Origin of the sequence: Klebsiella sp. NPDC088457, from assembly GCF_044900465.1 — a bacterium.
Taxonomy (GTDB): Bacteria; Pseudomonadota; Gammaproteobacteria; order Enterobacterales; family Enterobacteriaceae; genus Klebsiella.
The window spans coordinates 50,259-67,765 of the sequence record NZ_JBJDNH010000022.1 but is presented as its reverse complement, the minus strand read 5'-3'; the positions used below and the strand labels follow the sequence as shown (position 1 = coordinate 67,765).

Here is a 17,507-nt window from a genome sequence, read left to right as displayed (position 1 = left end):
ATGAGCCATGTTTCTTTGCAGGATTTTTTAAAGACCGAGCCGGACGGCACGCTGGAAGCGATCGCCGAGCGGTACAACACCACCCTTCTGGAGGTAGTGCGAAACCTGCCTTCTCTGACGCTGGTCTCCGGCGACCGGTTTGACACCGTCTGGGAAACCGTCTGCGAATGGGGCAAAGTCACCACCCTGGTCCATACTGCGGATGTCATCCTCGAGTTTACCGGCGAGCTGCCTTCCGGCTTCCACCGCCACGGCTACTTCAATCTGCGCGGCAAAAAGGGCATGACGGGGCACATCAGGGCAGAAAACTGCACGCATATCGCCTTGATCGAACGTAAATTTATGGCAATGGATACCGCCTCCATCCTTTTCTTTAACAAGGCAGGCAGCGCCATGTTCAAAATCTTCCTTGGTCGCGATGAGCACCGCCAGCTACTGAGCGAACAGCGCAACGCTTTCCATACCCTGGCCGCCGCTCTAAAGGAGCATGCCTGATGACGCCGTGGTTACTCTTCGGCGCCGGCGGCCGCGGCGTGGGGGCCAACACGCTGGCACGCGCGCTGGCAGAACGCCGCCCGGTGATTGCCGTGGTACGCCAACCGCAGGCCGCCGCTGAGCTGCAACAACAAGGCGTGCTGGTTTTCAACGGCGATGCCTGCGATGCAAGCATCGTGGCCAGCGCCTGTCGGGCCGCCGGGGCGGATGCCCTGATCATCTCCTCAATGGGCGGATCGCAGGATTACCTGGCGCACCGTACCGTTATCGATGAAGCCGAAAAAGCAGGCATCCGGCGGATGATTCTGGTGACCTCGCTGGGCTGCGGCGACGGCTGGCCCTTCCTGTCGGCACGCGCGAAGGCCGCTTTTGGCCCGGCCGTGCGCGAAAAAACGCTGGCGGAAAGCTGGCTGCAAACCAGCACGCTGGAGTACGCCATTCTTCGTCCCGGCGGGCTGCTCAACGGTGAAGCGACCGGCAAAGCGCTCAGGATACAGAATCGGGAGTGCCACGGCTTTGTGCGCCGCGCGGATGTCGTCGCCCACATTGCTGAACTGGCCGCTGCGCCCGCACTCAACAACCAGATCTACAGCCTGGTTGAACCTGAACTGAAACCGGCGTAATCCCCTCACGGCGCGGAACATCCGTGCCGTAAAGACGTAATGGAGTTTCGCGTGCTCAAGGATTCACTCTCTTCCGTCAGCGTGCTGGCGGGTCTTTCACTGCTCCTGATCGCACTGGTGCTGCTCGGCGCCAGCCAGGGGGCGCTGCACATCAGTTTCAGCGCCCTTTTCGCGGAGGAGTATCGTGCTATCTGGCTGAACATTCGCCTGCCGCGGGTTCTGCTGGCGGTACTGGTCGGCGGCGCGCTGGCCACCGCGGGGGTCATTATGCAGGGCCTCTTTCGTAACCCGATGGCCGATCCCGGCCTGCTTGGCGTCAGCAGCGGCTCTGCGCTGATGGTCGGGGTGGCGATTGTGCTGCCGTTTTCGTTTCCCGTGATTCTGGCGCTGTATGAGCAGATGATTTTTGCCGTGGCGGGCAGCCTGGTGGTCTGTACGGTAATCTTCCTGATCGGCCGGCGCCACAGCCACGGCGGCATGATGCAGCTATTGTTAGCCGGTATCGCCATCAACGCCCTGTGCGGCGCGGCGATCGGCGTGCTGAGCTATATCGGCGATGACCAGCAGCTTCGCCAGCTCACCCTATGGTTGATGGGCAATCTTGGCCAGGCCCAGTGGCCTACGCTGCTGGTAGCCGGTTCATTTGTCCTGCCGGCGATTGCCGCCACGATCTGCCTCGCCGGAACGCTGAACCTGCTGCAGCTTGGCGATGAAGAAGCGCACTACCTCGGCGTCAACGTCAAACGTAAACGCCAGCAGCTGCTGTTGCTCAGCTCGCTGCTGGTCGGCGCCGCCGTATCGGTAAGCGGCGCGATCGGCTTTATCGGGCTGGTGATCCCGCACCTGATTCGCCTGACCACAGGGGCAGATCATCGCTGGCTGATCCCCTGCGCCACTCTGGCCGGCGCCTGTTTACTCCTGCTGGCCGACACCCTGGCCCGCACTCTGGTACAACCTGCGGAAATGCCCGTCGGTTTGTTGACCAGTCTGATCGGCGGCCCCTATTTTCTGTGGTTGATATTACGCAGCCGGAGGCCGTCATGATCGAGGCGCAAAATCTGGTTTATATCGCCGGGGGCCGGCGCCTGACCGATGATGTCTCCCTGACCTTAGCGGGTGGAGAGATCGTCGCCATTCTCGGGCCGAACGGCGCGGGAAAATCCACGCTGCTGCGCCAGTTAACGGGCTATCTGAAACCGCACAGCGGGCGCTGCACGCTGCTGGGTAAACCGCTGGCGGAATGGTCGATAAGCGAACTGGCAAAGCGCCGCGCGGTGATGCGTCAGAATAGCCAGATGGCGTTTCCTTTTCGCGTGCAGGAAGTGATCCGCATGGGCAGGCATCCCTATCGCACACATCATTCCGCCGATGAAACGGAGTACATCATGCCGCTGTGCGGCTGCCGCGAGCTGGCCTCCCGCGACTACCGGCGGCTCTCCGGCGGCGAACAGCAGCGGGTACAGCTGGCGCGTCTGCTGGTACAGCTCTGGGAGCCCGTTCCCTCCGCCAAATGGCTATTTCTCGACGAACCGACCTCCGCGCTGGATATTCACCACCAGCAGCACCTTTTTCGCCTGCTGCGTCAGCTGGTGCGCGAGCGGCAGTTCAACGTCTGCTGCGTGCTCCACGATCTCAATCTTGCCGCGCGCTACGCCGATCGTGTCGTGCTGATGGAAAAAGGCAGGGTTGTCGATAATGGTCAGCCGCAGGCGGTACTGAAACAGCGGGCGTTGAATGCACTCTACGGCGCTGACATCACGGTGTTAAACGATCCATCGAGCCACTCACCGCTGATCGTCCTCGATCGGTAAAGCCTGTGGGGCATCGATTCCGGTGCTCCATTTTCTGTAACAATTGCCTGCTATAAGTGATCGCTTTCGCAATCCTGACTCGTTCACCTTTCAATTCTACGCGGGTAGATTTATTAATTTGCGACAGAAACAGAATATCTACGCGAGTAGAACATGAAGAGTCTAAACCGGCGATTTTTGTCGACAGCTAACGTCAAGGAGCTCTAATGAACACGCATTCATCCGCCGTTCCCCTGACTGACGGCCAGCAGGCCGCGCAGGAACGACTGGAAACCCCCGAGGGGCGCCGCGAATTCTGGCGAGCGACATTTTCCTGCTGGCTAGGCACCACGATGGAATATGCCGATTTTGCTCTGTATGGCCTTGCCGCAGGCATTATCTTTGGCGATGTCTTCTTTCCGCAGGCCACCCCGGTGATGGCGCTCCTTTCCAGCTTTGCCGCCTACTCCGTTGGCTTTATCGCTCGCCCCATCGGCGCACTGCTGTTCGGCTGGATCGGCGACCATCACGGCAGGAAAATCGTCATGGTCATCACCATTGGATTGATGGGCATGTCAACTATGCTGATCGGCCTGATCCCCAGCTACGCCCAGATTGGCATTTGGGCGCCGGTATGCCTGGTGATCCTGCGATTTTCTCAGGGGCTGGGAGCCGGAGCCGAACTTTCAGGCGGAACCGTTATGCTGGCTGAATATGCCCCGGTAAAGCGGCGCGGGCTGGTTTCCTCCATCATCGCGCTGGGCTCAAATAGCGGAACATTATTGGCATCACTGGTCTGGCTAATCGTTCTGCAAATGGATAAAGACGCCCTGCTAAGTTGGGGATGGCGCATTCCTTTTCTCTGCAGCTTCCTCATCGCCGCTACCGCATTGTTTATTCGCCGCCATATGCGTGAAACGCCGGTCTTTGAACGGCAAAAAGCGCTCCTGCAGGCCGAGCGCGCGAACGCGCTTCGCCTGGGCCAGGAAATGCAGCGCCGCGACCCCCGTAGCTTCTGGCAACGCACCCGGGCGTTCTGGACGATGGTCGGCCTACGTATCGGTGAAAATGGCCCCTCTTATCTGGCCCAGGGATTTATCATTGGCTATGTCGCCAGGGTGTTGATGGTTGATAAATCGGTCCCGACCGTTGCCGTGTTTATCGCTTCGATTCTGGGGTTCGCCATTATTCCCCTGGCGGGCTGGCTTTCCGATCGATTCGGCAGAAGGATCGTCTATCGTGGGTTCTGCCTGTTGCTAATCCTGTACGCGTTTCCGGCATTCATCCTGCTGGATTCCCGTGAACCGTGGATTGTCATCCCGACGATCGTGAGCGGCATGGCGCTCGCGTCACTGGGTATTTTCGGCGTTCAGGCCGCGTGGGGTGTGGAGCTTTTCGGGGTGGCCAACCGCTATACCAAAATGGCCCTGGCGAAAGAGCTGGGCTCGATTATGTCTGGCGGTACCGCACCGCTTATCGCCTCGGCGCTGCTCTCATTTTACGGACACTGGTGGCCTATCGCCGTCTATTTCGCGCTCATGGCCGCGATTGGTCTGGTCACCACATTCTTCGCACCCGAGACGCGCGGACGGGATCTCAACTTACCCGAGGATGCGATTTGAGCCCAGGAACGCGGGATGCGCGTTCTTTAGCAAAGATTTTTGTCGCATAAGGCCTTATGCTGTCTGGAAAAAGAACGCTCAGAGCTGAGTCAGGTAGGAACCTCGTGACCCAATCACATTCACCACGCGTAACACGTTCTGATGTTGCAAAAGAGGCGGGAACGTCTGTCGCCGTCGTGAGTTACGTTATTAATAACGGTCCGCGCCCCGTCGCGGAGGCGACCCGCCAGCGCGTATTGCAGGCCATTAAGAAAACCGGTTACCGACCAAATGGTATCGCGCGCGCCCTGGCTTCCGGAAGCACGCAAACCTATGGCCTTATTGTACCTGACGTCTCTAACCCGTTTATTGCCTCCATGGCGCATGCCCTGCAACGCGAAGCGTTTGCTGATGGCAAAGTTCTCCTGTTGGGCGATGCCGGCGACAGCAGCGGGCGTGAGCGTGAACTGATTAACAATATGCTCCACCGTCAGGTCGATGGGCTGATCTATACCAGCGTTGACCGGCATCCTTACATTGAGCTGATTCAGGCGAGCGCTACCCCCTGCGTCATGCTGGATCGCGTCGATCCGGGGCTCAATGTCAGCGTGATTCAGGTCGATGAGCAGCTGGCGGCCTGGCAGGTGACGAAACATCTGATTGATCACGGCTACCGCGACATTGGCATTATTTGTGGTCCACGTGAAATGTTGAATACCCAGGATCGTATCCGGGGATGGCAGCTGGCGTTGCAGGAGGCATCGCTGGCGATCAATCCCGCCTGGATCTTTTCGACCAACTATACCCGCGCGGGAGGTTATGAAGCCGCCAGACGGATGTTGCAAGGGCAACCGCCGCGCGCGCTGTTCGCCACCAATGAACAGCAGGCCCTCGGTTGTTTACGCGCGCTGGCAGAACACGGGCTGCGGGTGCCGCAGGATATGGCGCTGGTCTGCTTTAACGCAACGCAAGAATCGGCTTACAACGTACCGTCGTTAACCGCCGTCCGACAACCCGTTGATGAAATGGCCCGTGCGGCAATCAACATGTTGAAAAACTGGGACGGAGAGGTGCGCCGCGTTGAATTTGCGTTCTTTTTACGAGTGGGAGAGTCGTGTGGCTGCCAGGGACATGAAGTACAACCCGAGACAAGATAAAAATCAATCCATGCGCCTGATTATCGACTGCGACCCGGGCAATGGCGTTCCCGGAGCCAATATCGATGACGGCCTCGCGCTGGCACTCGCCATTGCCGCGCCGCAAATCACCCTCGAGATGATAACGATCGTCGCAGGTAATACCCCGGTAGCAACCGGATATGCCGTCGCCAAAGATTTCGTTCAACAATCCGGGATTGCCGTTGCGGTCTATCGCGGCGCGGCGCGCGCGCTCAGAGAGGATCCTCAGCCATGGCGCGAAAAACTCGATCATGGCGTCGATCGATTTGGCTTACGCCAACTATGGTCAGATGTCCCTGCTCCGCCGGCGTGTCCGGAGGCCAGGCCTCTTGCGCCTGAAGCCATCGGGGAATGGATATGCCGCCATCCCGGCGAGATCACCCTGGTTGCAACAGGCCCACTGACGAATGTGGCTATGGCGCTGCAGCTTTATCCGCAGATGGTGCAGGCGGTGAAAAATATCGTAATAATGGGCGGGGCGTTCAATGTTCCGGGCTACATAAAAGACACCAATTTTGGGCTGGATCCTGAAGCGGCTCATGCCGTGCTCACCTGCGGCGCGCCGATCGCCCTGGTGCCAATGGATGTCACGACAAAAACCCAAATGCGCCATGCCGATTTGGATCGTCTGGCGCAGAGGGACAACGCGCTTAGCCGCTATCTGGCGCAAACCATTCGACCGTGGATCAGCTACTCGATGCAGACCCGTAACCTGCCAGGATGTTGGATCCACGATGTTCTGACGATTGCCTGGTTACTCGATCCCTCTCTCGCCACCACGACAGAGGACTATCTGGACGTCTCTCTCGAAGGCCTCACGCGCGGTATGACCTGCCGCTATGGACGGGAGGCATTGCGCCTGGACGTGGGGATCCCTGAACCCAAAGGCGCAATGGTAAAAATTCTGCAAAGTATCGATAACCATCAACTGCTTGCGCTGATTGAACACTATATTCACCATTACCGGGCCTAGCGTCGCAGCTCAGCAACCAGCGGCCTTCGCACGCTGCGCGGGCCGACGTTTTCCCACCACAGGGCTTTCCCCGCACCGGGCAGCCACCTTTCAGCTATCGCGGAGGAACACTGAAGACGCGCGCATAAAATAAACCCTTGACCCTCCCCTTGCTGGAAGGTTTAACCTTTATCACCGTGAGTTCATCCCTGTAATAAAGGAGTATGTCATGTCCCAAACCATCGATCTGGCCCTCGACGGACTGTCCTGCGGTCACTGCGTCAAACGCGTGAAAGAAAGCCTCGAACAACGTCCCGACGTTGAGCAGGCGGAGGTGACCGTTAGCGAAGCGCACGTCACCGGTAGCGCCAGCGCAGAAGCACTTATCGAAACCATCAAACAGGCCGGGTATGGTGCGGAGTTAAGCCACCCAAAGGCTAAACCGCTGGCAGAATCAACAATCCCGTCGGAAGCACTGACAGCGGCCTCCCCTGAGCTTCCGGCAGCCCATGACGAGGATGACAGTCAACAGCTGCTGATCAACGGCATGAGCTGCGCCAGCTGCGTCTCCCGGGTACAAAACGCGCTGGCCGCGGTACCGGGTGTGGTACAGGCACGGGTAAACCTGGCGGAACGCACTGCGCTGATTATGGGCAGCGCGTCCGCTGCAGAATTAGTCCAGGCGGTGGAGAAAGCAGGCTACGGCGCGGAAGCTATCGAAGACGATCTCAAGCGTCGCGCACGCCAGCAGGAAACCGCTATCGCCATCATGAAACGCTTCCGCTGGCAGGCCATCGTCGCCCTGCTGGTCGGGATCCCGGTGATGGGCTGGGGGATGATCGGCGATAATATGATGGTCAGCGACGCTAACCGCTCGCTGTGGCTGGCTATCGGTCTTATCACCCTGGCGGTGATGGTCTTCGCCGGCGGCCACTTCTATCGCAGCGCATGGAAAAGCCTGAAAAACGGCACCGCCACCATGGACACGCTGGTGGCGCTGGGAACCGGGGTGGCGTGGATCTACTCGATGAGCGTCAACCTGTGGCCGCAGTGGTTCCCGATGGAGGCGCGCCACCTTTACTATGAAGCCAGCGCGATGATTATCGGTTTGATTAATCTCGGCCATATGCTGGAAGCGCGCGCCCGCCAGCGCTCGTCAAAGGCGCTGGAAAAACTGCTCGACCTGACGCCGCCGTCGGCGCGGGTCGTCACTGAAGAGGGTGAAAAAAGCGTCCCGCTGGCCGAGGTTATGCCGGGGATGACCCTGCGTCTGACCACCGGCGACCGGGTCCCGGTTGACGGCGTAATAAGCGAGGGGGAAGCCTGGCTGGATGAAGCGATGCTGACCGGCGAGCCGATCCCGCAGCAGAAAGGCGACGGTGAAACGCTTCATGCCGGTACGGTCGTGCAGGACGGCAGCGTTCTGTTTACCGCCAGCGCCGTCGGGAGCCAGACCACCCTTGCGCGTATTATTCGCATGGTGCGCCAGGCGCAAAGCAGTAAACCGGAGATTGGCCAGCTGGCGGATAAAATCTCCGCCGTCTTCGTACCGGCGGTGGTCGCTATCGCCCTGTTCAGCGCGGCAATCTGGTACTTCTTCGGGCCAGCGCCGCAAATTGTCTACACCCTGGTGATCGCCACCACGGTGCTGATTATCGCCTGCCCTTGCGCGCTGGGGCTGGCGACGCCGATGTCGATTATCTCCGGCGTCGGGCGGGCGGCGGAATACGGCGTACTGGTTCGCGATGCCGATGCGCTGCAGCGCGCCAGCCAGCTGGATACTCTCGTCTTCGATAAAACGGGTACGCTGACCGAAGGCAAGCCGCAGGTGGTGGCGGTAAAAACCGCGGCCGGCATTGACGAAGCGACCGCGCTGCGTCTTGCCGCGGCGCTGGAGCAGAGCTCCAGCCATCCGCTGGCGCGCGCGATTCTGGATAAGGCGGTGGGCAGCCCGCTGCCGACGGTGAATCACTTCCGCACCCTTCGCGGACTGGGCGTCAGCGGCGACGCCGACGGTCACGCGCTGCTGCTCGGCAACCAGGCGCTGCTTAACGAACACAGTATTGCCACCGGGGCGATGGAAAGTGAGATTACCGCTCAGGCATCGCAAGGCGCCACGCCGGTCCTGCTGGCGATAGATGGCCAGCTCGCCGCCCTGCTCGCCATTCGCGATCCGCTGCGCAGCGACAGCGTGGCCGCGCTGGCGCGCCTGCATCGACAGGGCTACCGTCTGGTGATGCTGACCGGGGATAACCCGGTCACCGCCAACGCCATCGCCAGAGAGGCGGGGATTGATGAAGTTATTGCCGGCGTGCTGCCGGACGGCAAAGCCGATGCCATCAAACGTCTGCAAAGCCAGGGACACCAGGTCGCGATGGTCGGCGACGGCATCAACGATGCCCCGGCGCTGGCACAGGCCGATGTCGGCATTGCGATGGGCGGCGGCAGCGATGTGGCCATTGAAACGGCGGCGATCGCCCTGATGCGCCACAGACTGAACGGCGTCGCCGATGCGCTGGCGATTGCCAAAGCCACGCTGCGCAATATGAAGCAAAACCTGCTGGGAGCCTTCGTTTATAACTCGTTGGGTATTCCGATTGCCGCCGGGATCTTATGGCCGCTCACCGGAACCTTGCTTAATCCGGTGGTCGCCGGAGCCGCCATGGCGCTCTCCTCGATTACCGTGGTCAGCAATGCTAACCGGCTGCTGCGCTTTAAGCCGAAAGACTAGATGTTGTCACCCATACGCGCTAGCATGAGGGCTTCACACTACGGAGCGCGTATGGGCCTGTTAAACCGGATAAAAATGCTGTGGCGAGCCGCCGTCGGCTCGTCTTATTCCTGGCCCGCACTGGATATTACCCTTCCCGGAGAGCGCTATTTGCATCTGGTTGGCAGTATTCATATGGGCACCCGCGACATGTCGCCCCCACCCGCCAGACTGCTAAAAAAGATTCGTCAGGCCGATGCCCTCATCGTTGAGGCGGACATTACCGGCAACGAAACGCCCTTCAGTAACCTCCCCGTTTACCCGCCTCTGGCTGAACGCTTAAACGCGGAACAGCTCGGCGAACTGGAAGCGCGAGCCGCCGAACTGGGGCTGTCGACGGCGCTGTTTGACAGCCAGCCGCTGTGGCAGGTAGCCATGGTGCTGCAGGCGACCCAGGCCCAGAAGCTGGGACTGCGCCCGGACTATGGCATCGATTACCAGCTGCTGATGGCGGCGCGCGAGCACCGCGTACGGGTGATGGAGCTGGAAGGTACCGACAGCCAGATAGCGCTGCTGCGCGATCTCCCGGATGGCGGGCTGGCGCTGCTGGAAGATACGCTGACCCACTGGCGCACCAACGCCCGTCTTCTACAGGTGATGATCGGCTGGTGGCTGGAGCAGCCGCCGGCCAAAGGCGCGACCGCGCTACCCACCACCTTTAGCCAGTCGCTGTACGATGTCCTCATGCACCAGCGCAATCTGGCCTGGCGCGAGACGCTGCTGGCGCTGCCGCCGGGGCGCTACGTCGTCGCCGTCGGCGCGTTACATCTATACGGTGAAGGGAACCTGCCCGATATGCTGACGTAAAAAAATGGCCAATATTTCTATTGGCCCGTCAAAGAGGAATTTCATCATTATTATTATCCCGAGATTTGCACCTCGGATCGTTCGATTGTCGCTCAAAGTGACCATCACTGCCAATACTATTGCGCAAGATGGTACTATTTTTTACACATTCATCAGGCGTATGCTGACTGCACGTGAGATCGGTTAGTAAGAAGGATAGCTATGACTCCCGCCGTTAAGTTACTCGAAAAAAACAACATCCCTTTTAAGGTCCACAGCTACGATCACGACCCCAGCGAAACCAACTTCGGCGACGAAGTGGTGCGTAAACTGGGACTGAATGCGGATCAGGTTTATAAGACGCTGCTGGTGGCGATAAACGGGGATATGAAGCATCTGGCCGTGGCGGTGACGCCGGTTGCCGGCCAGCTGGATTTGAAAAAAGTGGCCAAAGCCCTGGGGGCGAAGAAGGTGGATATGGCTGACCCGCTGGTCGCCCAGCGCACCACCGGCTATCTGGTCGGCGGTATTAGCCCGCTTGGGCAGAAAAAGCGCCTGCCTACGCTGATCGATGCGCCGGCGCAGGCGTTTACCGCCATCTATATTTCCGGCGGCAAACGCGGGCTGGATATTGAGCTGGCGGCCAGCGATTTAGCGCGGATCCTCGAGGCGAAATTCGCCGATATCGCCCGCCGCGATTAAGCGGCTGCGTCCCCGGATAGCGGCCTGTTGCGCCTTATCCGGGAGCCGGTTCGCCCGATCGATAGCCCGCAATGAGCAGCGCGACGCGAATCGCGCGACTCCGGTTACTGCCAGCTGACCTCGCCTTGCGGCTCAAAGGCAGCCGCGTCAAGCGGCGAGTTCTTCTGGATATACTCCTTCAGCACTTCGGCATCGATAAAACCGGTATTCACATACCCCGGTTTATTGTCGATATGCGGATAGCCATCGCCGCCGCTCCCGTTGAAACTCAACGTTGCCATACGGTAGGTCTTCGTCGGATCGATCGGCTCGCCTTTAATTTTCAACGCATTCAGCTTGCCGTCTTTCGCCACGAAGCTGACATTGGCGAACTGCGGATAGGCGCCGGAGTCCGGCTTCATCTGCGCTACCGCGGTCAGGTACTCCGTCACTTCCTGGCCATTCATATCGACATACACCAGCACGTTACCGAACGGCTGCACCTTCATCACATCCTTATAGGTAATATCCCCGGCTTCGATGGAGTCACGAATACCGCCGCCGCTCATCACGGCAAAATCGGCATTGCTGCGCGCCATTTGCGCCGCCAGCAGCAGGCGCCCCATATTGGTCTGCACGAAACGAACCTTGCTGCGATCGCCCTCAAGATGGCCGTTCACGCTGCCGATTTTAACCTGCAGCTGCGCTTTGCCCTTATTCTGGAACGGCGTCAGCAGCGAAAGCATCTGCGGGTTCTCCGGGATTTGCGGCATATAGAGCACGCGTTCGCTCTGGCCGTTATCGTAGGTGACCTTCTTCTTCAGGTTGACCGGAATCAGCTGATAATGCACCAGCTTCATCTCGCTGTTGCGGAACTCAAAATCCGCGCGCCCAACGTACTTGCCCCACTCATGGGCCTGGACAATCCAGATCCCATTCTGTTTGTCCGGCGCGCAGGGCGTACCCGGCACGTAATCGACCTGCTTTTTATTCTCCGATGCCATACAGACCGGATCCTGCGAATGACCGCCGACAATCATCGCCAGCGAGCCGGCCGGCAGGCTGCGCGCCATTTCCACATCTCCCGGCGCGTTAGAACCGTGATTGCCGTTGTCGTAATGGCCCATGTGGGTGGTCGCCAGAATCACGTCCGGTTTTTCATTCTGCTGCAGCTCCTGGATAACCAGTTTGGCTTCATCCGCCGGTTTGCGGAATTCAATATCGGTAAAATACTCCGGGTTACCGATCTTCGCCGTGTCATCGGTCGTCAGGCCAATCACCGCAATGTTTAACCCCCCGCGTTTAAACAACGCCCAGGGTTTAAACAGGCGCTCGCCGGTGCTCTTCTGGTAGATATTGGCGGAGAGGAACGGAAACTTAGCCAGCTTTTCCTGCTGGCGTAATACGCTCAACGGATTATCAAATTCGTGGTTGCCGACCGCCATCGCATCATAACCAATCAGATTCATGCCGCGAAAATCCGGTTCGGCGTCCTGTAAATCAGATTCCGGCACCCCGGTATTAATATCGCCGCCGGACAGCAATAGCACGCTGCCGCCCTCGGCTGCGACCTCTTTACGAATACCGTCCACCAGCGTTTTTTGCGCCGCCAGGCCATATTCACCGTAGTCATTACGCCAGAAATGGCCGTGGTGATCGTTGGTATGCAGGATGGTGATCTTATAGGTTTTGTCCTGCTCATAGGCCTGCGCGGATAAGCTGCCCAGCGACAATGCGGCGAATAACGCCAGCGCGACGCCGCGTTTTAAATAGTGCATCTTTCTCTCCCTGACTTAATAACAAGTGCCGAAAGTATAGCGAGTTACGCCATGAGACAAATAGGTTTTCAGAATTGAGACTTCCTTCAAACCTGAGGGACGGGTATGTTAGTCAGATAATAATTCCACCTGCATCCTCTATATCACTTTGTATACCTGAACCATTCAAGTTGCCGGCAGGTGGCAAGTGAGCCAATTCCGATAAGCGATTCGGGTGAACGAACGTAACCAATGCACCTGCAACCTGAAGTATGACGGTATAAGTGAACCTATGACAATGAATCAGACCATTCAACCCGTATCCGGCCCCGCGTCTGCGCCGCCAAAAGCACGCACCTCGTTTGGTATTCTGGGCGCCATCAGCCTTTCCCATTTGCTAAACGACATGATCCAGTCGCTGATTCTGGCGATTTACCCGCTGCTGCAGTCGGAGTTTTCTCTGACTTTTGTGCAAATCGGGATGATCACCCTCACCTTCCAGCTGGCCTCGTCGCTGCTCCAGCCGGTTGTCGGCTACTGGACCGACAAACACCCGATGCCGTGGTCGCTGCCGATCGGAATGTGCTTCACCCTCAGCGGCCTGGTGCTGCTGGCGCTAGCCGGAAGTTTTGCCATGGTGCTGCTCGCCGCCGCGCTGGTTGGTACCGGTTCTTCGGTCTTCCATCCGGAATCGTCGCGCGTGGCGCGTATGGCCTCCGGCGGGCGCCACGGTCTGGCCCAGTCGCTGTTCCAGGTCGGCGGCAATTTTGGCAGTTCGCTCGGCCCGCTGCTGGCGGCGGTCATTATCGCCCCTTATGGTAAAGGCAACGTGGCGTGGTTCGTGCTGGCCGCGCTGCTGGCCATCGTCGTGCTGTCGCAAATCAGCCGCTGGTATGCCGCCCAGCATCGGATTAATAAAGGTAAACCGCAGACGGTCATCGCCAACCCGCTGCCGAAAAACAAGGTGATTCTGGCGGTAAGCATTCTGCTGATGCTGATTTTCTCGAAATACTTCTATATGGCGAGCATTAGCAGCTATTACACCTTTTATCTGATGCATAAATTCGGATTATCGGTGCAGAATGCGCAGGTCCACCTGTTTATCTTCCTGTTCGCCGTGGCCGCAGGTACGGTGATTGGCGGGCCTGTCGGCGATAAGATCGGACGTAAATATGTGATTTGGGGCTCAATCCTCGGCGTAGCTCCCTTTACCCTCGTTTTGCCGTACGCCACCCTTGAATGGACGGGGATTTTGACCATGATTATTGGTTTTATCCTCGCGTCGGCGTTTTCAGCCATTTTGGTCTACGCCCAGGAGCTGTTACCCGGCCGTATCGGCATGGTTTCCGGTCTGTTTTTCGGCTTTGCATTTGGTATGGGCGGCCTTGGAGCCGCCGTACTGGGGCTGCTGGCTGACCATACCAGTATCGAGTTGGTCTACAAAATCTGCGCTTTCCTCCCACTTCTCGGCATATTGACGATATTCCTCCCTGACAACCGTCAAAAATCATGATTATCCGGCGGCTAAAGTGAAACTTTGGTCGCCGGAATCCCTTACCCTATCGGCGCTCCCCCGCATTACCTGCTGCTGTTTTCCGATCTGTGCTTTTTTGCGGGCTAATTCCACTTTTCTGCAGAATTCAACAATTATTCATAAACAAAACCGTTAAAACTGTCATAAACTATTACTCGGTTTTTGGTTTAATACCGAAAATGGATTGGCTCACCACACGCAAGGAGACGGAATGCACCACGCAACACCGCTTATCACCACCATTGTCGGTGGGCTCGTACTCGCTTTTATTTTTGGCATGATTGCCAATAAGCTCCGTATTTCTCCTCTGGTGGGATATTTATTAGCGGGCGTGCTATCCGGTCCTTTTACCCCTGGTTTTGTTGCCGATACCAAGCTGGCGCCTGAACTGGCTGAACTCGGCGTCATTTTGCTGATGTTTGGCGTCGGGCTGCACTTCTCGTTAAAGGATTTGATGGCGGTAAAGTCCATCGCCATTCCCGGCGCGATTGCCCAGATAGCCGTGGCAACGCTGCTAGGTATGGCGCTTTCTGCGGTGTTGGGCTGGTCGCTGATGACCGGTATCGTTTTTGGCCTGTGTCTGTCAACCGCCAGTACCGTGGTGCTGCTGCGCGCGTTAGAGGAACGGCAACTCATTGATAGTCAACGAGGGCAAATCGCCATCGGCTGGCTGATCGTCGAAGATTTAGTGATGGTGCTGACCCTGGTTCTGCTGCCGGCCGTCGCCGGGATGGCGGAAAAAGGCGATGTCGGCCTGGCCTCGCTGGCCGTCGATATGGGCATCACTATCGGCAAAGTCATTGCCTTTATCGCCATTATGATGCTGGTAGGCCGCCGCCTGGTGCCGTGGATTATGTCCCGCAGCGCCGCCACCGGCTCCCGCGAACTGTTTACCCTTTCGGTACTGGCGCTGGCCCTTGGCATCGCCTTCGGCGCGGTTGAGCTGTTCGACGTCTCCTTTGCCCTCGGCGCCTTTTTCGCCGGCATGGTGCTGAATGAATCCGAGCTCAGCCACCGCGCCGCGCACGATACCCTGCCGCTGCGCGATGCGTTCGCCGTGCTGTTCTTCGTCTCCGTCGGCATGCTGTTCGACCCGATGGTCCTGCTGGAACAACCGCTGGCGGTACTGGCCACGCTGGCCATCATTATCTTCGGTAAGTCCGTGGTCGCCTTTTTCCTCGTGCGAATGTTCGGCCACTCGCCGCGTACCGCCTTGACCATCGCCGCCAGTCTGGCGCAAATCGGTGAGTTCGCCTTTATTCTTGCCGGGCTCGGTATGGCGCTGAATCTGCTGCCGCAGGCCGGGCAAAACCTGGTGCTTGCCGGGGCGATCATCTCGATTATGCTCAACCCGGTGCTGTTCGCGCTGCTGGAAAAATACCTCGATAAAACCGAGACCCTCGACGAGCAAACCTTCGAAGAGGTGCTTGAGGAAGAGAAACAGATCCCGGTTGATATTTGCAACCACGCGCTGCTGGTCGGGTTTGGCCGCGTCGGCAGCCTGCTGGGTGAGAAGCTGATGGCGCAGGGGATCCCGCTGGTGGTCATCGAAACCTCACGCACCCGCGTGGACGAGCTGCGCGCGCGCGGTATTCGGGCGGTGCTGGGCAATGCCGCCAATGAAGAGATCATGAATCTGGCGCATCTGGACTGCGCCCGCTGGCTGCTGCTGACCATTCCTAACGGCTACGAGGCGGGAGAAATCGTCGCCTCAGCGCGCGAGAAATGCCCGAATATCGAGATTATCGCCCGGGCGCATTATGATGACGAAGTGGATTACATTACCGAACGCGGCGCAAACCAGGTGGTGATGGGCGAGCGAGAAATCGCCCGCGCGATGTTGCTGCTGCTGGAAACGCCGCCGGCGGGTGAAGTGGTCACCGGCTAAGCACGGCCCCCGAGGTTGCCATATGGCCTCCCCTGATATGGGGAGGTTACCATTCAGCCTCTTCGTCCACCCACTCCCCCTTCATGACGCCAAAGGGGCGATGAGCTTAACGCTCCCAGTAGGCCTCTTCCAGGCTATCTTCCCGCTCCGGCAGACCGCGGGTTAAACGCGGCGAATGCTGGTTCAGCACCTGATAGCTCACGCGGTTAGCGTATTTGCACACCTGCGCCAGCGACGAGTAGGTCAGCCACTTACACTTGTGTTTGCTGGAGTTCGGCACGTTATTACGGTGATAGTTATTGGCGGTAATATCATGCAGCAGCGCCGCCAGCGCGCCATCGCCCGCTCCGTTGGTATTCATGATTTTTTCAGGCCCGCCCATGTACGGCGCGATATGCGAGTAAATCCGTAGCGGGTTAACGCAATCCTGGTGGCGCATCGCCCGGCTGAACTCATACTGGTTGAATTCGGCGATCGCCCCCGGCAGCAGCGGGTGCTGCGTTTTACGTTTGGCTTCATCTTCAGTGAAACTGGCCATATACAGGCCGGCAGGCCCGGCGGTACATAGCACGAGGTCAACCCACTCCAGCGCCTTATCGGACGCCAGCAGCGGATCGGAAAGCCCGGTCAACGCTTCCGCCTCTTCTTCGTTCATTGCCAGGATAGAGACATGTTCCTTCAGGAACTGCTGCCACCACGCCGGGTTGTCGGCAATCACATATTTGGTTCCGAGGGTCAGCACCACCGGTACGTCATGCTTTTTGGCATATTCGATGGCTTTCATCGTCGCATCCGGCATCGGCTCGCCCGGTTTACAGCGCACCAGATAAGAGGTCAGCACCAGCGCAGACGCGCCGGCAATCACCGCTTCCGGGATGCTTTCCGGGCGCAGCTTATTCATATGCCCCGGGCTGATGGCGAACGTCCGCTCGCCGGAGTCGCTAATCAGCGTGAAGCAGCGGCCAATCGCCCCATCCACCCCTTGCAGGTAGTTCAGATCGGTACGACTGGAGGTGTTGCACAGATAGCGATAGGCGTAGCCGCCGATTTCGATGTTGCTGCACATGACGCCAAGCAGAACCGAGCGGTCATCTGCCAGCACCGAATAGTTGTGCATGGTGTTACCGATGGTGCCGCCGGCAAACTGATGGGTGATCAGGTTATTCCGTACCAGTTCCTGATAGAGCGCCTCGGCGACATCATCTTCAATCACCAGCGAATGGCCGGCGCTTAAGCCGTAACGCACGATAAACGCCTCGTCTACTTTCGCCTCAATATCGACCAGCGTTTGATCGATACCGACCACCCACGCGATATTGGAGTCGGTTTCCGGCTGCGTTTGCTGCAGCAGCGGATCGCGGGCGTTAACGGGAAAGTAGTGTTTGGATTTGCGTTTACCGGGAAATTTCATAGTGGCGATTTAATGGCAGTGAACAAGCGGGGAATAATAGC

General features: G+C 58.5%; 14 protein-coding genes. 12 read left to right on the top strand and 2 right to left on the bottom strand.

What is annotated here, in order from left to right:
* The 10 genes from hutX to ybaK all read left to right on the top strand — a co-directional run bounded on the left by hutX (position 1) and on the right by ybaK (position 10,897).
* The gene (hutX, locus tag ACI2JR_RS15540) at positions 1–495 is read left to right on the top strand and encodes a heme utilization cystosolic carrier protein HutX (RefSeq protein WP_462478920.1); all 495 of its coding nucleotides are present in this window, start codon (positions 1–3) and stop codon (positions 493–495) included.
* Positions 495–1,118: an anaerobilin reductase gene (gene chuY, locus ACI2JR_RS15535; RefSeq protein ID WP_462478919.1), complete on the top strand. Its 624-nt coding sequence runs from the start codon at positions 495–497 to the stop codon at positions 1,116–1,118. Before hutX ends, chuY begins: the two co-directional genes overlap by 1 nt.
* 51 nt (positions 1,119–1,169) lie before the next feature.
* Entirely contained in the window at positions 1,170–2,162 is a 993-nt protein-coding gene (locus ACI2JR_RS15530) for a FecCD family ABC transporter permease (protein ID WP_207896622.1), read from the top strand.
* A complete protein-coding gene (locus ACI2JR_RS15525; protein ID WP_462478918.1) occupies positions 2,159–2,929 on the top strand; it encodes a heme ABC transporter ATP-binding protein in 771 nt (256 codons plus the stop codon). The genes ACI2JR_RS15530 and ACI2JR_RS15525 overlap by 4 nt, the downstream gene beginning before the upstream one ends.
* Before the next feature lie 206 nt (positions 2,930–3,135).
* Positions 3,136–4,530: an MFS transporter gene (locus ACI2JR_RS15520; protein ID WP_462478917.1), complete on the top strand. Its 1,395-nt coding sequence runs from the start codon at positions 3,136–3,138 to the stop codon at positions 4,528–4,530.
* 104 nt (positions 4,531–4,634) lie between these two features.
* Positions 4,635–5,666 (top strand): LacI family DNA-binding transcriptional regulator, encoded by a 1,032-nt coding sequence (locus tag ACI2JR_RS15515; RefSeq protein ID WP_132728519.1) that lies wholly within the window; start codon positions 4,635–4,637, stop codon positions 5,664–5,666.
* The gene (locus ACI2JR_RS15510; protein ID WP_132729013.1) at positions 5,641–6,660 is read left to right on the top strand and encodes a nucleoside hydrolase; all 1,020 of its coding nucleotides are present in this window, start codon (positions 5,641–5,643) and stop codon (positions 6,658–6,660) included. The genes ACI2JR_RS15515 and ACI2JR_RS15510 overlap by 26 nt, the downstream gene beginning before the upstream one ends.
* A 208-nt stretch (positions 6,661–6,868) precedes the next feature.
* Entirely contained in the window at positions 6,869–9,370 is a 2,502-nt protein-coding gene (copA, locus tag ACI2JR_RS15505) for a copper-exporting P-type ATPase CopA (RefSeq protein WP_462478916.1), read from the top strand.
* 51 nt (positions 9,371–9,421) lie between these two features.
* Complete coding sequence (locus tag ACI2JR_RS15500) at positions 9,422–10,216, top strand: TraB/GumN family protein (protein ID WP_132728515.1); 795 nt, start codon at positions 9,422–9,424, stop codon at positions 10,214–10,216.
* A gap of 201 nt (positions 10,217–10,417) precedes the next feature.
* Positions 10,418–10,897, top strand: coding sequence for a Cys-tRNA(Pro)/Cys-tRNA(Cys) deacylase YbaK (gene ybaK / locus ACI2JR_RS15495; RefSeq protein ID WP_132728512.1), 480 nt, complete (start codon positions 10,418–10,420; stop codon positions 10,895–10,897).
* Positions 10,898–11,001: 104 nt separating this feature from the next.
* On the opposite strand, the gene ushA is transcribed toward ybaK, so the two are convergent.
* Positions 11,002–12,654 carry a bifunctional UDP-sugar hydrolase/5'-nucleotidase UshA gene (gene ushA / locus ACI2JR_RS15490; RefSeq protein ID WP_462478915.1) on the bottom strand — a complete coding sequence of 551 codons (1,653 nt, stop codon included), beginning with the start codon at positions 12,652–12,654 and terminating at the stop codon, positions 11,002–11,004.
* 271 nt (positions 12,655–12,925) lie between these two features.
* Here ushA and ACI2JR_RS15485 point away from each other — a divergent pair, with 271 nt between their 5' ends.
* Entirely contained in the window at positions 12,926–14,146 is a 1,221-nt protein-coding gene (locus ACI2JR_RS15485; RefSeq protein ID WP_462478914.1) for an MFS transporter, read from the top strand.
* 232 nt (positions 14,147–14,378) lie between these two features.
* Positions 14,379–16,055 carry a YbaL family putative K(+) efflux transporter gene (gene ybaL / locus ACI2JR_RS15480; RefSeq protein WP_132728506.1) on the top strand — a complete coding sequence of 559 codons (1,677 nt, stop codon included), beginning with the start codon at positions 14,379–14,381 and terminating at the stop codon, positions 16,053–16,055.
* Between the two features lie 106 nt (positions 16,056–16,161).
* Here the strand turns inward: ybaL and ACI2JR_RS15475 are convergent, their stop codons facing one another.
* Positions 16,162–17,466 (bottom strand): inosine/guanosine kinase, encoded by a 1,305-nt coding sequence (locus tag ACI2JR_RS15475; protein ID WP_132728504.1) that lies wholly within the window; start codon positions 17,464–17,466, stop codon positions 16,162–16,164.
* Between the last annotated feature and the right edge of the window lie 41 nt (positions 17,467–17,507).

Excerpts from the sequence above, each read along its gene's own strand:
- chuY (WP_462478919.1), top strand. The coding sequence starts at position 495 with ATGACGCCGTGGTTACTCTTCGGCGCCGGCGGCCGCGGCGTGGGGGCC.
- ACI2JR_RS15510 (WP_132729013.1), top strand. The coding sequence starts at position 5,641 with ATGAAGTACAACCCGAGACAAGATAAAAATCAATCCATGCGCCTGATT.
- ACI2JR_RS15525 (WP_462478918.1), top strand. The coding sequence starts at position 2,159 with ATGATCGAGGCGCAAAATCTGGTTTATATCGCCGGGGGCCGGCGCCTG.
- ACI2JR_RS15500 (WP_132728515.1), top strand. The coding sequence starts at position 9,422 with ATGGGCCTGTTAAACCGGATAAAAATGCTGTGGCGAGCCGCCGTCGGC.
- ACI2JR_RS15520 (WP_462478917.1), top strand. The coding sequence starts at position 3,136 with ATGAACACGCATTCATCCGCCGTTCCCCTGACTGACGGCCAGCAGGCC.
- ACI2JR_RS15475 (WP_132728504.1), bottom strand. The coding sequence starts at position 17,466 with ATGAAATTTCCCGGTAAACGCAAATCCAAACACTACTTTCCCGTTAAC.
- hutX (WP_462478920.1), top strand. The coding sequence starts at position 1 with ATGAGCCATGTTTCTTTGCAGGATTTTTTAAAGACCGAGCCGGACGGC.
- ACI2JR_RS15485 (WP_462478914.1), top strand. The coding sequence starts at position 12,926 with ATGACAATGAATCAGACCATTCAACCCGTATCCGGCCCCGCGTCTGCG.
- ybaL (WP_132728506.1), top strand. The coding sequence starts at position 14,379 with ATGCACCACGCAACACCGCTTATCACCACCATTGTCGGTGGGCTCGTA.
- copA (WP_462478916.1), top strand. The coding sequence starts at position 6,869 with ATGTCCCAAACCATCGATCTGGCCCTCGACGGACTGTCCTGCGGTCAC.
- ybaK (WP_132728512.1), top strand. The coding sequence starts at position 10,418 with ATGACTCCCGCCGTTAAGTTACTCGAAAAAAACAACATCCCTTTTAAG.
- ushA (WP_462478915.1), bottom strand. The coding sequence starts at position 12,654 with ATGCACTATTTAAAACGCGGCGTCGCGCTGGCGTTATTCGCCGCATTG.